This window comes from Streptomyces sp. NBC_01465 (assembly GCF_036227325.1).
Taxonomy (GTDB): domain Bacteria; phylum Actinomycetota; class Actinomycetes; order Streptomycetales; family Streptomycetaceae; genus Streptomyces.
Genome location: NZ_CP109467.1, coordinates 3002960 through 3016533 on the forward strand (window position 1 = coordinate 3002960; position 13574 = coordinate 3016533).

At 70.7% G+C, this 13574-nt stretch carries 16 protein-coding genes; 7 read left to right on the forward strand and 9 right to left on the reverse strand.

The window, feature by feature from the left end:
* Window positions 1–26: 26 nt before the first annotated feature.
* The 3 genes from OG707_RS13900 to OG707_RS13910 form a co-directional block, all read right to left on the reverse strand.
* Window positions 27–785 (reverse strand): anti-sigma factor family protein, encoded by a 759-nt coding sequence (locus OG707_RS13900; protein ID WP_329117978.1) that lies wholly within the window; start codon window positions 783–785, stop codon window positions 27–29.
* Window positions 782–1345 (reverse strand): sigma-70 family RNA polymerase sigma factor, encoded by a 564-nt coding sequence (locus OG707_RS13905; RefSeq protein ID WP_329117979.1) that lies wholly within the window; start codon window positions 1343–1345, stop codon window positions 782–784. Before OG707_RS13905 ends, OG707_RS13900 begins: the two co-directional genes overlap by 4 nt.
* Window positions 1346–1433: 88 nt before the next feature.
* Window positions 1434–2012, reverse strand: coding sequence for a CGNR zinc finger domain-containing protein (locus OG707_RS13910; RefSeq protein ID WP_329117980.1), 579 nt, complete (start codon window positions 2010–2012; stop codon window positions 1434–1436).
* Window positions 2013–2128: 116 nt separating this feature from the next.
* On the opposite strand from OG707_RS13910, the gene OG707_RS13915 reads away from it, so the two are divergent.
* From OG707_RS13915 to OG707_RS13930, 4 genes are all read left to right on the forward strand, one after another.
* Window positions 2129–2893: a MerR family transcriptional regulator gene (locus tag OG707_RS13915; RefSeq protein WP_329117982.1), complete on the forward strand. Its 765-nt coding sequence runs from the start codon at window positions 2129–2131 to the stop codon at window positions 2891–2893.
* Window positions 2890–3051 carry a hypothetical protein gene (locus OG707_RS13920; protein ID WP_329117984.1) on the forward strand — a complete coding sequence of 54 codons (162 nt, stop codon included), beginning with the start codon at window positions 2890–2892 and terminating at the stop codon, window positions 3049–3051. The genes OG707_RS13915 and OG707_RS13920 overlap by 4 nt, the downstream gene beginning before the upstream one ends.
* Before the next feature lie 25 nt (window positions 3052–3076).
* Entirely contained in the window at window positions 3077–3583 is a 507-nt protein-coding gene (locus OG707_RS13925; protein WP_329117986.1) for a GNAT family N-acetyltransferase, read from the forward strand.
* A 95-nt stretch (window positions 3584–3678) separates the two neighbouring features.
* Entirely contained in the window at window positions 3679–6891 is a 3213-nt protein-coding gene (locus OG707_RS13930; RefSeq protein ID WP_329117988.1) for a tetratricopeptide repeat protein, read from the forward strand.
* A gap of 43 nt (window positions 6892–6934) precedes the next feature.
* Here OG707_RS13930 and OG707_RS13935 read toward each other — a convergent pair whose 3' ends face one another.
* Complete coding sequence (locus OG707_RS13935) at window positions 6935–7180, reverse strand: hypothetical protein (protein WP_329117989.1); 246 nt, start codon at window positions 7178–7180, stop codon at window positions 6935–6937.
* Window positions 7173–8054 carry a mycothiol conjugate amidase Mca gene (gene mca, locus OG707_RS13940; RefSeq protein ID WP_329117990.1) on the reverse strand — a complete coding sequence of 294 codons (882 nt, stop codon included), beginning with the start codon at window positions 8052–8054 and terminating at the stop codon, window positions 7173–7175. The genes OG707_RS13935 and mca overlap by 8 nt, the downstream gene beginning before the upstream one ends.
* Before the next feature lie 96 nt (window positions 8055–8150).
* Here mca and OG707_RS13945 point away from each other — a divergent pair, with 96 nt between their 5' ends.
* Together OG707_RS13945 and greA are read left to right on the forward strand one after the other, a co-directional pair.
* Window positions 8151–8555 carry a DUF4307 domain-containing protein gene (locus OG707_RS13945; RefSeq protein WP_329117991.1) on the forward strand — a complete coding sequence of 135 codons (405 nt, stop codon included), beginning with the start codon at window positions 8151–8153 and terminating at the stop codon, window positions 8553–8555.
* Between the two features lie 147 nt (window positions 8556–8702).
* A complete protein-coding gene (gene greA, locus OG707_RS13950; protein WP_329117992.1) occupies window positions 8703–9203 on the forward strand; it encodes a transcription elongation factor GreA in 501 nt (166 codons plus the stop codon).
* Window positions 9204–9279: 76 nt separating this feature from the next.
* Here greA and OG707_RS13955 read toward each other — a convergent pair whose 3' ends face one another.
* The 4 genes from OG707_RS13955 to ilvA form a co-directional block, all read right to left on the reverse strand.
* Window positions 9280–9699: a universal stress protein gene (locus tag OG707_RS13955; protein WP_329117994.1), complete on the reverse strand. Its 420-nt coding sequence runs from the start codon at window positions 9697–9699 to the stop codon at window positions 9280–9282.
* Window positions 9700–9724: 25 nt separating this feature from the next.
* On the reverse strand, window positions 9725–10579 hold the full coding sequence (locus tag OG707_RS13960; protein WP_329117996.1) for an ABC transporter permease: 855 nt from the start codon (window positions 10577–10579) through the stop codon (window positions 9725–9727).
* The gene (locus tag OG707_RS13965; RefSeq protein ID WP_329117998.1) at window positions 10576–11559 is read right to left on the reverse strand and encodes an ATP-binding cassette domain-containing protein; all 984 of its coding nucleotides are present in this window, start codon (window positions 11557–11559) and stop codon (window positions 10576–10578) included. Before OG707_RS13965 ends, OG707_RS13960 begins: the two co-directional genes overlap by 4 nt.
* A 122-nt stretch (window positions 11560–11681) precedes the next feature.
* Complete coding sequence (gene ilvA / locus OG707_RS13970; protein WP_329118000.1) at window positions 11682–12911, reverse strand: threonine ammonia-lyase; 1230 nt, start codon at window positions 12909–12911, stop codon at window positions 11682–11684.
* A gap of 156 nt (window positions 12912–13067) precedes the next feature.
* Between ilvA and OG707_RS13975 the strand changes: the two genes are divergently transcribed.
* Window positions 13068–13571 carry a MarR family winged helix-turn-helix transcriptional regulator gene (locus OG707_RS13975; RefSeq protein WP_329118003.1) on the forward strand — a complete coding sequence of 168 codons (504 nt, stop codon included), beginning with the start codon at window positions 13068–13070 and terminating at the stop codon, window positions 13569–13571.
* The last annotated feature ends 3 nt before the right edge of the window (window positions 13572–13574 follow it).

The window sequence follows — 13574 nt, forward strand, 5'->3', positions numbered from 1 at the left end:
TTACGCGAAGGGGAGCGTAAACACAGCTACACCGGGACGTCGACCAGCTTCTTCCCGTCCAGGGTCGCCACCTCGAAGTGGTCGATGTCGGACGGACTCATCGCCGCGCCGCCGTGCACGTACAGCGGATACTTCGCCGACTCGTGCGGACTGGCCGGGATTCCGTACCCCCACTTCGGGACGGCCCAGGTGGTGACCGTCTCGCGCTCGCCGCTCTTGGAGACCGCGATCAGCGAGCACTTCAGCGGGCCCTGGACGTTTTTCAGTTCGAGGACGGCATGGGTGCCCCAGGGCTTGGCCTCGGTGCCGACGGTCGCCGCGACCTTCGTCGTCGGGTCGGTGGCCGAGACCTTGTCGAGCATGCCGCTGAAGAAGGCGTCCTGGGCGGGGCTGGTGGAGTGCGGGTGGGCGGAGGTGCCGGTGTCGTTGTTCGCGGACGTGGCGACCACCGCGACCGCGGGACCGCCGATGACCAGGGCCGCCGCGGCCGCGACCAGGTACATCGTGCGGCGCTTGCGCTTGGCGCGCTGGGCACTGACCTCGTCGACCAGGTGGTCGAGCAGCTGCGGGGGCACGGGGTGCTCGGCCCGGGGCGCGGGACCGGGGAACTCGGCCAGCGACGCCAGCATCGGCTCCATCCCGGCGAGGTCGTCGAGCTCGGCCGCGCAGATCTCGCAGCCCGCCAGATGCGCCTCGAAGGCGGTGGCCTCGGTGTCGTCGAGGATGCCGAGGACGTACGCGCCCACGGCGTCGTGGACCGACTCGGGCTCGTGCTGGGTCGTCATGCCGTCACCCCCCTCTCCTCCAGTGCGAGCTTCATCGAGCGCAGTGCGTAGAAGACCCGGGACCGCACGGTCCCGGCGGGAATGCCGAGTGCCTCGGCCGCCTCATTGACCGTACGCCCTTTGAAGTACGTCTCCACAAGTGCCTCCCGGTGCGCGGGAGTCAGGTCGTCGAGCGCATCCGAGAGCGTCATCAGCCACAACGCCTTGTCGATCTCGTCCTCCGCGGGCATGACCTCCAGCGGCGACGGTTCGACCTCCTGCGGCCGGGACTGCCGGCTGCGGTGGTTGTCGATGACGATGCGCCTTGCCACCGTCACCAGCCAGGGTCGGACAGAGCCGGTCGCCCGGTTGAGCTGGCCGGCGTTCTTCCAGGCACGGATGAGCGTCTCCTGTACGACGTCCTCGGCGCGCTGGCGGTCGCCGGCGACGAGTCGGATGACGTACGCGAGAAGCGGTCCAGCATGCTCGCGGTAGAGCGCCCGCATCAGCTCCTCGTCGGGCACGGAGCGATGACGGGCCCCCGACGGACGGTCATCGGCCACGGCCGCATCCTTGCGCACCTGAACCTCCCGGTCGAGACCCTGTCCTGCTCCTTGGTCTCTTGTACGGGGGGCTGCCCGGAATCATTCAATGCCTGGCCGGTTTTCTTTACGCACGTGCCCCTACTGCCGCACGCCGCCGGTGCCTGGCCACCCTTTCCCGGTTGCCGCAGACCTCGCTGGAGCACCAGCGGCGGCGGCGCCCGCGGGACGTGTCGAGATAGAGCCGGGCGCAGCTGTCGCCCTCGCACTGGCGGAGCAGGGCGCGGGCCGCCGGGTCGGTGAGGAGGTCCACGGTGTCGCGGGCGACGACCGCGAGGAGGGCGTCGCGGTGGGGGGCATTGGCGAAGGACTTCACGAGGGTGCCGTCGGGGAGGCGTACCGCCTTCAGCGCGGGGGGTGAGCCCGAGGCGTACGCGTTGACGCGGTCGAGGGCGGTGTCGGCGGGGCGGTCGGCGATCTCGGCGCGGACCAACTGCCTTACGTACTCCCGGAGTTCGATGAAACCCGAGAGCCAGGCGGGGTCGGCGGGAAGGGTGGTGTCCGGGGGGAGCAGACCGGCCCCCGTGAGCCAGGCGGCGAGGCGCTCCCCGCAGTCGAGCTGCTCGACCGGGTGCACCCCCGTCGCCACCAGGTCCAGGCAGATGCGCCCGGAGTCGAACCTCAACTCGTACGCGTACGAACCCATACCTCTTACAGTGCCCAAAGCCCGCCCGTGCCGGAACCCCTGATACCGCCCTCGCCGTGCGCGAGGGTGCGCGGTGGGCTTGAACCTCACGCGGCGTGAGGATGCATCGTGGGCGTATGAGCACTTCTGGAGCGATGACGTGGAAGGTCGGACCGCTGGCCGAGGCCAGCGGTCTCACGGTGCGCACGCTGCACCACTGGGACACCATCGGGCTGCTCTCGCCGTCGCGGCGGACGTCCGGCGGGCACCGCGAGTACACCGGGGAGGACGCGGCCCGGCTCTACCAGGTGCTGGCGCTGCGGAGTCTGGGGCTCGGGCTGGAGACGATCGCCGTGTGCCTGGACACCGGGGTCGATCCCGACCGGCTGCTGCGGGACCATCTGGCGGACGTGGAGGCCTCGTTGGCGGCGCTCGGCACGCTGCGGGAGCGGCTGCTGAAGCTGCGGGACGGGCTGACCACCGGAGCGCTGATGGACGCGCTGGAGGCGATGGGCGCGGCGGGGACCGAGCGGGAGCGCGTACTGCGGCGCCATCTCGACGAGGACCAGCTGGGGGTGCTGGCCGCGCGGGGCGCGGAGCTGGGGCCCGGCGTGCGCTACCTGCTGGAGATCGAGTGGCCCGAGCTGTACCGGCGGGCGGAGGTGCTGCGGGCCGAGGGGGCGGAGCCCGGGGATCCGCGGGTACGGAAGATCGTCGCCAGGATGGACGAGCTGGGGGCGCTCTTCGGTGGCGGGGCGACCTCGGGTGGTGTCCGGGCGGCCTGGCGGGAGGATCCGGCGGCCATGTCGGGCGACGCGGACGCTCCGGCCGACGAGTGGCGCGCGCTCGCGGACTTCCTCGACCGGGCGCGGGCAGCCCTGGGCGGCGGTGAGGAGTCGTGAACCGCAGGAGCCGGGCGCGTGTCGCGCTGCTGTCCGTGGTCCCGCTGCTGGCCGTCGCGGCGGGCCTGCTGCCGTGGGGCGCCTTGTCGTCGGTGCTGATCGCGCTGGCGGTGCTGGCCGCGCTCACGTATTTCCGTACGGGACGCCGGGCGCCGTAACTCGCCCTCGTCGTACGGTGATCCGATGGACAGCGATCGGATACCCGAGACCCTGCACGCCCCCGGACTGCTGCTGCGCCCCTGGGAGGAGCGCGATCTGGGCGCGCTCGTCGAGGCGTACAGCGAGATCACGGACGAGGCGGACGGGCTGAAGTGGCTGGAGGAGCGGCGCGCCTGGTGGGAGGCGGGGACGCTCTACACCTTCGCCGTGATCGACACGGAGAGCGGGCAGGTGGCCGGGTGCGTGGTCCTGAAGCGCCCCGATCCGGCCGGGGACTCGGCCGAGGTCGGCTACTGGACCGCCGCCGCCGTGCGCGGGCGCGGCATCGCGCCGCGTGCGGTCGGTGCGGTGGCGGAGTGGGCGTACGGCAGCCACGGTCTGCGGCGGCTCGATCTCTTCCACGCCGTCGACAACGCGCCCTCCTGCCGCGTCGCGGAGAAGAGCGGCTTCCCCTTCGTCGAGATTCTGCCCGCCGCGCCGCCCTGGCCCACCGAGGGTCATCTGCACGTATCCCACGCTCCCTCGCGCTGACGCGCGTCACGCAGGACAATTGACGCGGAAGCGTTCCGCCGGACCAGGCGCAGCGCATCGATTGCATTGCATCGCATCGCGGAGGGGGACTGCACATGCGGGATGGCCACCGGGCCGAAGCCGAGCGGCTGTTGGCGCGCGCCGTGGAGGAGGAGGCGCGGCGCTCTGGCGGCCGGGCCGACACGGGGACGCTGCTTGCGCGGGGGCGGGCGGCGCTCGATTCGCTCGCCGCGAGCTCGGCCGACGAGTACGCCGCGTACACCCAGGCGCTGGACGCCGCGGCGGCCGATGCGCATCCGCTCTCCGAGAGGTTCAGCCGCAAGAACGTGGCAACTCCCGCCCTGGTGACGGTGGTTGCGGCGGTCGCCGCCTTCGGCTCCGACGTCGTCTTCGGTACGCCGGCGGGCACCGCGCTCGGCACCGGCGTGGTCGTCGCGGTCGCCGGGGCGGCGGCCACCGTCGCCAAGGTCACCGCCTCGCACTGGCCGGCCGCGCACGCACGCGCCGGGGCGGCCGGACAGCCGGGCGGGGCCGAGCAGTTGAGGCTGCAGTGGCTCACCGCGCTGGAGGTACGGGGCATCCGCCCGTACCTGGACCAGCAGCGGATGCTGGCCACCCCGAAGAAGAAGACGTCGCCCGTCGCCGTACCGCCGCAGCTTCGCGGCACCGACAAGAGCGCGGCGGCGCGCCGGCGGTCCGTACTGGAGCAGTCCTTCGATCAACTCCCGCTCAACGACGGCCCGTTCGCGGGCCGGCGCACCGAGCTGGCACAGATCGCCCAGTGGGTGCACGCGGCGCGCGCGAACACCGAGACCCGGCCCACCGTCGTCGTCCTGCACGGGGTCGACGGGTCCGGGCGCACCACGCTGGCCGTACGGGCGGCGCACCAGCTGAGGGACCAGTTCCGCGGGGCGTGCGTGGTCGATCTGCGCGGGGACGCGCCCGGCGACGAGCCGCTGTCGACGCGTGACGCGCTGCTGCATCTGCTGAATCGTCTCGGCGCACCGCGCGAACAGCTCCTCTTCCGTGAACGCTCCTCCCCCGACCAGCAGTTGAGGCGCCTCAACGAGCTCTACCGTCAGCACCTGACGGGCCTCCCGGTCACCGTCGTACTGGACGACGCGAACGACGCCGCCCAGGTCCTCACCCTCATCCCCGAACGCTCCGACAGCCTCGTCATCGTCACCGCCCGCCAGCCCATCACTCTGCCGTCCGACCTCCCCGCCTGGGTCCACCAGATGCCGGTGGAGGCGCTGGGCGCGGCGGGCGCGGAGGAGCTGCTGCGGGAGGCCGCGGAGGAGGCGGAGTCGCCGTACGACAGCGAAGCGACCGACGCCGTACGGGAGTTGTGCGGCGGCCTGCCGCTCGCCCTGCGCGTCTCCGGGTCCGCGATCGGCCCCCGCACCACGCGCATGCTGGCCGCCGACCTGGCCGCGTACGGCCCCGTCCCGCCCATCGAGCGCGCCCTGTGGCTGCGCTACAGCGACCAGTCCGAGCAGGGCCGCCGTCTGCTGCGCCGCCTGGCGCTCGCGGGCCGGGCCTCGCTCGGGGCCGCGGCCGCGGCGGCGCTGCTCTCCGCCGAGGAGCAGGAGGCCCAGCAGCTCCTCAACCACCTCGCCCGCACCGGCCTGATCGACAACGTACGCGGCAGCCGCTACCGCCTGCACGACACGGTGCGCACCTTCGCCCAGGCCCGCCTGATCGACGAGGAGGAACCGGCCGAACGCACGGCGGCGCAGGAGCGCCTGATCAACTCCTACGCGGAACTCGCCGACGCCGTGATCCGCCTCGTGGACGGCCAACTCTCCACCCGGGCAACCAAATTCGGCTCCCACGGTTTCACCTCACTCGACGCGGCGCTCGCCTGGCTCGACGAGGAGTCGAGCTTCATCACCTCCGCCCTGCGCCAGGCCGAGGGCGTCGACCAGGACGTGGTCCTCCACCTCCTCGGCGCCCTCTGCGACTACTGCCTGCTGCGCGGCGACCTCTACCGCCTGGGCGAGATCAGCGAGTTGACGCAGGCCGTCGGCCAGGGCCTCCTCGTCCGCTCCGTCCAGTGGCGTACGGGAATCGCCGCCCGCCAGCTCGGCGAGCTCGACGAGGCGCGTACCACCCTCACCTCGGTCGTCGACCTCTACCGAGAGGCGCACCACGAGGCGGGCGAGGCCCTCGCGCTCTGCTCGCTCGGCATCACGCTGCACCACCAGGGCAACCTCACCGAGGCCGCCGTACGACTGCGCGAAGCCCTCACTCTGCAGGCCCCGCCCGAACTGGCCGCCGACCGCGCCTGGACCCTGCACGCGCTCGCGGCCGTGGAACGCGACCGCGCCAACATCGCCGAGGCCCTCACCCTCCTCGCCACCTCCCTCGCCCTCCACCAGGAGAACGACTCCCTGCACGGCGAGGCCTGGACCCACTTCCAGCTCGGCCAGACCTGTCTGCGCATGGGCGACGTGGAGCGCGCCGAGGACGAGCTGCACATCGCGCTCGACGGGTACGGACAGACCCGCGACGGCCGCGGCGAAGCCTGGGCGATGACCCAGCTCGCGCGGGCCCGCCTGGTGGACGGCGACCCGGCCGCAGCGGTCGACCAGCTGCGCGGCGCCCTCTCGCGCCACCGCGACAACGAGGACGCGCGCGGCGAGGCCTGGACGCTGTACTACCTGGGCCAGGCCCTGGAGGAGCGCGGCGACCGCGACCAGTCGGTACGGGAACTGGAGCGCGCCCGCGCGATGTTCTCCCGGATGCGCGACGTGTACGGCCTGGCCTGCGCCCGCCACCACTCGGGCCGCGTCACCCGCGACCAGCGGGCCGCCCAGACCGGCAACCTCCGCAACTCCGGCTTCGCCCGCCAGCTCCTGGTCGACGCCCGCAACGACTTCCACCGCATCGGCAACGCGCACGGCGAGGCGTGGACCTGCCTGGAACTCGCGATGATCGACGCGGGCAACGCACGCGCCGCACAGGCACTGGCCCTCTGCGAGGAGGCATCAACGCTCTTCGCCACGTACGACGACCGCCGCGGCGGCGACTGGGCCCGCTTCCTGCGCTGCACGCTGCTCCCGTACGCCTCCCCGGGAGGCTCGGAGGTCGGCACGGCGGTCGCCGAACAGGAGCTCGCGGACCTGATCCGCGCCACGCACCCCACGCGCGACGGCAAGCTGGAGGACTGCGCGGAGGCGTACGCCCTGGTGCTGGGCCGGGGCGTGGCCCTGGAGGACGGCTGGCAGGCCTGGCGCCTGGGCATGGTCCCGAACCGGCACGCACGCGAGGTCATGGGCGTACCGGTGACGGCGGCACCGCACTGATCCGCTGCCCGGCGGGGGTCTCCCCCGCCGGACAGCGGTCAGGTCACTTCTGCTTCGGCTCCGCGGCCGCCGGGGCCGCGGCCGGGGCGGCGTCCGGGTCCGGGGCCTCCTCGAAGGAGACGCGGCCCATGTGGCGGTTCATCGACTTCATCAGCAGCCACGTGCCGCCGGCCAGCACCGCGAAGACGATGAAGCCGAGGACGCCCGGAGTCACCTTGCTGTCGTCGACCTCCTTCGCGAGAGGGACGAGATGCGTCAGTGCTGCATAGCTAGCGCTCATGTCAGCCATTGTTGCGGATGCCCGCGAAGAGGTCGTCCTCGGGGAGGGAAGTGTCCACGAGCGACTTCGCCAGCTCGTACTCCTCCGTCGGCCAGACCTCCCTCTGGATGTCCATCGGCACGCGGAACCAGCCGCCGTCGGGGTCGATCTGCGTGGCGTGCGCGATGAGCGCCTTGTCGCGGATCTCGTAGAAGTCGGCGCAGGGAACGTGCGTGGTCAGCGTCCGCTCGGCGCGCTCGAACTCCTCCCAGCGCTTCAGCCAGTCGCCGTACGGGGACTCCATGCCGCGCGAGAGCAGCGCCTCGTGCAGGGCGACGGTCCGCGGCTTGTTGAAGCCCTGGTTGTAGTAGAGCTTCTGCGGCTGGTAGACGGGGCCGAACTCGGCCTCCGGGAACTTCTCCGCATCGCCCGCACCATCAAAAGCCACCATGGAAATCTTGTGGGTCATGATGTGGTCGGGGTGCGGGTAGCCGCCGTTCTCGTCGTACGTGGTGATGGCCTGCGGCCGGAAGGCGCGGATCTTCTTCACCAGACGCCCGGCCGCCACATCGACGTCCTCAAGGGCGAAGCAGCCCTCGGGCAGCGGCGGCAGCGGGTCGCCCTCGGGCAGCCCGGAGTCGACGAAGCCGAGCCACTCCTGCTTGACGCCGAGGATCTCGCGGGCCTCGTCCATCTCCTTCTTGCGTACCTCGTGGATGTGCTCCTCGATGTACTTGTCGCCCTGGAGCTTGGGATTGAGGATGGAGCCGCGCTCGCCTCCTGTGCAGGTCACGACCAGCACGTCCACCCCCTCGGACACGTACTTGGCCATGGTGGCCGCGCCCTTGCTCGACTCGTCGTCGGGGTGGGCGTGAACGGCCATCAGTCGCAGCTGCTCAGACAAGACAGGATCCTCAGTGATTCGTCGCGGAATGCGCCTCCTATGATGACCGAACGGGCGCACAGAAAATTCCTGAGCCCGCCCCCTGGAGGAACGATCATGACTGCGGTACGCGAAGAGCTCCCCGAGGGCCGTTACGGGCGCTCCGCGGACGAGCGCGCGGACCACAAACTCAAGATCGTCGGCGCTGTGCTCGGCGTCATCGTGCTGGTCGTCGTCGCCTGGATCGGCTTCGACTACGTCTCCGGCAAGTCCTCCCTCAACGCGCAGGTCGTCACCTTCGACATTCCCTCGAAGGACAAGGTCACGATGGGCCTGGACGTCAACAAGGACACCTCCGCCGCCGGGACCTGCACGGTGCGCGCCCTGGACGAGGACCACAACGAGGTCGGCCGCAAGGACGTCGCCTTCACCAAGGGCCAGAAGGTGTCCCACGTCACCGTGGAACTGCGGACGACGGCGAAGGCCAGCAGTGCGGAACTGGTCAGCTGTCAGACCGGCTGACCGCATCCCGTTTCTGGCGTACCTCTGACGTTCGGTCCTCCCCCTTCCGTCCCGAAATTGTTAGGCTCGTGGTTTCGCCCGCCCATGGAGGCACACACTTCTGGGTAGGGCGATGCTTTGTATTCCCAGTACCTACGAGGAGCGACCGTGACCCAGACCAGCAGTGAGAACGTCACCTGGCTGACTCAGGATGCGTACAACCAGCTGAAGGCCGAGCTGGAGTATCTGACGGGTCCCGCGCGCGCCGAAGTCACTGCCAAGATCGCGGCGGCCCGCGAGGAGGGTGACCTGCGTGAGAACGGCGGGTACCACGCGGCCAAGGAGGAGCAGGGCAAGCAGGAGCTGCGTGTACGCCAGCTCACCCAGCTCCTGGAGGCCGCCAAGGTCGGCGAGGCCCCGACGGCCAGCGGCGAGGCGGCCCCCGGCATGGTCGTGACGATCGCCTTCGACGGCGACGAGGACGACACCATGACGTTCCTGCTCGCCTCGCGCGAGTACGCGAGCTCGGACTTCGAGACGTACTCGCCGCAGTCGCCGCTCGGCACGGGCGTGATCGGCAAGAAGGTCGGCGAGAATGCGCAGTACGAGCTGCCCAACGGCAAGAAGGCCACGGTCAAGATCCTGAAGGCCGAGCCGTACCAGGGCTGAGCCCCGGACCACGACACGCAGAAGCCCCAGCCCGGTGACCGGGCTGGGGCTTTCGCGTATGCGGTACGCCGGGCCGTCAGCCGCGCAGGACGGTGACCGGACAGGAGGCGTGCTGGGCGACCTGGAGGCTCACCGATCCGAGGAGCGCCGCCTTCAGCGCGCCGTGCCCGCGCGCGCCCACGACCAGCAGCTCGGCGCCCTCGGACCGGTCGAGCAGCGCCTGTGCGGGGCTGCCGACCACGACGACCTTGGTGACGGCCTCCGCGGCTTCCGGTTCGAGTGCCTTCGCCAGCGCCTCGTCGAGCTGCATCGTCCCCAGCGCTTCGGGGTCGAAGTCCTCGGGCATGCCCGCCGGCACGGCCCAGCCCGCGGCGGGGAGCTCCCAGCCGATGACCGCCTCCACGGAGTCGCCGGTCAGGGCCGCCTGCTTCACGGCCCACTGCAGCGCCTTGAGAGACGGTTCCGAACCGTCCACGCCGACCACGATCTTGCCCATGAGTGCCTCCAGTTCGGTATCGGGATCAGGCCGTCGCCGAGCGGTACTTGCGTACGGCCAGGGTCCGGAAGACCACCAGGATCACGATCGACCAGATCAGCGAGGCCCAGACCGGGTGCTGCATGGGCCAGGCGTCGGACGTCGACACACCCGGGTTGCCGAAGAGCACACGGCAGGCCTGGACGGTCGCGCTGAACGGGTTCCACTCGGCGACGGGCTGCAGCCAGCCCGGCATCGTGGCCGTCGGCACGAACGCGTTCGAGATGAACGTGACCGGGAAGAGCCAGATCAGCCCGCCGGACGTGGCCGCCTCGGGTGTACGGACCGAGAGACCGATCAGCGCCCCGATCCAGGAGAACGCGTACCCGAGGAGCAGCAGCAGCCCGAAGGCGCCGAGCACCTTTCCGATGTTCTCGTGGGTGCGCCAGCCGACCAGCAGCGCGACGATCGCCAGGACCACCAGGGTCAGCGCCGTCTGGACCAGGTCGGCGAGGGTGCGCCCGGTGAGGACCGCGCCGCGCGACATGGGCAGGGAGCGGAAACGGTCGATCAGGCCCTTGTGCATGTCGTCGGCGATGCCGGCGCCCGCACCCGCGGTGGCGAAGGTGACGGTCTGGGCGAAGATGCCCGCCATCAGGAACTCGCGGTAGTCCGCGGCGTTGGTCGAGCCGTTGATGACCATCGAGCCACCGAAGACGTAGCTGAACAGCACCACGAACATGATCGGCTGGATCAGCCCGAAGATGATCATCTCCGGGATCCGGGTCATCCGGATCAGATTGCGTTTGGCTATGACGAGCGAGTCGGAGACCGACTGGCTGAGTCCGCCGCGCGGCCGCGGAGCCACGGAGTTCACCGTGGTCTCGGTGATGGCACTCACTTGTCGGCCTCCTTCTCGGTCCCGTTCTCGGCCTCGTCCATCTCGGCCGCATGGCCGGTCAGCGAGATGAACACGTCGTCGAGCGTCGGGCGGCGCAGACCGATGTCGTCGATCTCCACTCCCCGCGCGTCCAGGTCTCGGATGACCTCCGCCAGCAGTTTGGCGCCGCCGGTGACCGGGACCGTCAGCCTGCGCGTGTGGTCCTCGACCTTCACCTCGCCCTTGCCGAGCGCCCGCATGACCTCGACGGCCGGGTCGATCTGGTCGCGTTCATGAACGACGACCTCGACGCGCTCGCCGCCGATCTGGGCCTTGAGCTGGTCGGAGGTGCCACGCGCGATGACCTTGCCGTGGTCGATGACGCAGATGTCGTGGGCGAGGTGGTCGGCCTCCTCCAGGTACTGCGTGGTGAGCAGCAGGGTCGTGCCGCCGGAGACCAACTCCCGGATGACGTCCCACAGTTGCTGCCGGTTGCGCGGGTCGAGCCCGGTCGTCGGCTCGTCCATGAACATCACCGGCGGGGAGACGACGAGCGCTGCCGCCAGGTCGAGGCGGCGGCGCATGCCACCGGAGTACGTCTTGGAGGGGCGGTCCGCGGCGTCCGCGAGGTTGAAGCGGTCGAGGAGCTCGCCCGCGCGGGCCTTCGCCGCCTTGGCCGACATCTGGTAGAGCTGGCCGACCATCTGGAGGTTCTCGCGGCCCGTCAAGTACTCGTCGACGGCGGCGAATTGGCCGGAGAGGCCGATGTTGCGGCGTACTTCGTTCGGGTTCTTGACGACGTCGATTCCCGCCACCGTCAGCGTTCCGCTGTCGGGGGTCAGGAGGGTGGTCAGACAGCGGACGGCGGTGGTCTTGCCGGCTCCGTTGGGGCCGAGCAGACCGAGGACCGTGCCTTGCGGTACGTCGAGATCGACGCCGTCCACCGCTCGTACATCACCGAAGGTCTTGACCAGGCCTTCGGCGTAGATCGCGCCTGGCATGTGGGTTCCCCCAGTTTTTTGGGTGAGTTCCTGCACAAATCTTAGATTTGTCGGGCGCACGGCGCCCGGTGAGCAGCTCGCGGACCACACACTAACGCGATACATCGCGTATCGCAGGGGTTTTACTCGATGACCGTGTAGCCCGCGTCCCGCAGCGCCGCACCGACCTCGGCACAGTGCTCCGGGCCCTTCGTCTCCAGGTGCAACTCCACCTCCACTTCGCTGAGTCCGAGCTGCGGGTCGATGCGTACGTGACCCACATCAAGGACGTTAGCGTCCGCCACTGACATCACCCCGAGGAGATGGGCGAGCGCCCCCGGGCGGTCGGTCAGCCGCAGGCGCAGCGAGAGGTAGCGGCCGGCCGCAGCCATGCCGTGCGTGAGGATGCGCTGCATCAGGAGCGGGTCGACGTTCCCGCCGGAGAGGACCGCCACGACCGGGCCCTCGAAGGAGGACGGGTTGCTGAGGAGCGCTGCCACCGGGGACGCACCGGCCGGCTCGACCACCATCTTCGCGCGCTCCAGGCAGAGCAGCTGGGCGCTGGAGAGCTCGTACTCGGAGACCGTACGGATCTCGTCGACGTACTCCTTGATGATCCCGAAGGGGACGTCGCCGGGGCGGCCCACCTTGATGCCGTCCGCCATCGTGGTCGGCGCCGGGATCGAGACCGGGTGCCCGGCGGCCAGCGAGGGCGGGTACGCGGCCGCGCCCGCCGCCTGGACGCCGATGATCCTGATGTCGGGCCGCACCGACTTCACCGCGACCGCGATCCCCGCGATCAGCCCGCCGCCGCCCACCCCGACGACGATCGTCCGCACCTCGGGGCACTGCTCCAGGATCTCCAGGCCCACCGTGCCCTGGCCCGCGATGATGTCGAGGTGGTCGAAGGGGTGGATGAAGACCGCGCCCGTCTGCTCCGCGTACTCCTGCGCGGCCGCGAGGGTCTCGTCGACGACCTGGCCCTGCATCCGCACCTCCGCCCCGTACTCGCGCGTCGCCGCGACCTTGGGCAGCGGGGCGCCGACCGGCATGAACACCGTGGAGCGCACGCCGAGGAGGGACGAGGCGAGGGCGACGCCCTGGGCGTGGTTGCCCGCGCTCGCGGCGACGACGCCCGCCGCCCGCTCCTCGGGGCTGAGGCCGGCGATCCTCACGTACGCGCCCCTGAGCTTGAAGGAGCCGGTGCGCTGGAGGTTCTCGCACTTGAAGTGGACCGGGGAGCCGACCAGCCGCGACAGATGGCGGCTGCCCTCCATCGCGGTCGAACGGGACACCCCGGACAGCATCTTCTGGGCCCCGCGGATGTCGTCGAGGATCAGGGTCTGCAAGGGGTCTGGAGTACCGAAGCTCATGACCGCAAGTCTTGCAGCTCAGCGGCGTGCGAGCCCGTCCGTCTGCCCCTTGGACGCTGCGCGCGCACTTGTTTGCGCACGGCCGGTACGGGTCTGCCCCGGGCCGCGTACTCTGTCCCCCACCAACCGACCATCGCACGAATTGAGCCCCCGGCCATGCCCCTTTCTCAGGACATGACTTCTGATCTCGAACCAGGCCTCCTCGATGCGCTCCAGCACCAGGTCGCCCTCTTCGCCCGCCGTGCCGAGCAGACCAGGCTCGGGGGCGTAGGCCAGGTCCGCAACTCCATGGACCGGGCCGCGTATCTCCTGCTCAACCGGCTGGACCTGGAGGGTCCGATGGGCGTCAAGGCGCTCGCTGCCGGGATGGGGATCGACTCCTCGACCGTGACCCGGCAGGTCGCACCGCTCGTCGACACCGGCCTGGTCAAGCGCACCTCGCACCCCGAGGACGGCCGCGCGGTCGTCCTGCAGCTCTCCCCGCGCGGTCAGGCCCGCCTGGGCGAGGTCCGCTCCTCGCGGCGCGAGTTGATGGCGCAGGTGACGGACGGGTGGACGGAGGACGAGCGCGAATCGTTCTGCACGCTGCTCACCCGCTTCAACTCGGCGCTCTCCGTGCGGGCCGCGGGCCAGCAGGAAAGCGGTACTCCGGCCTCTTGACCG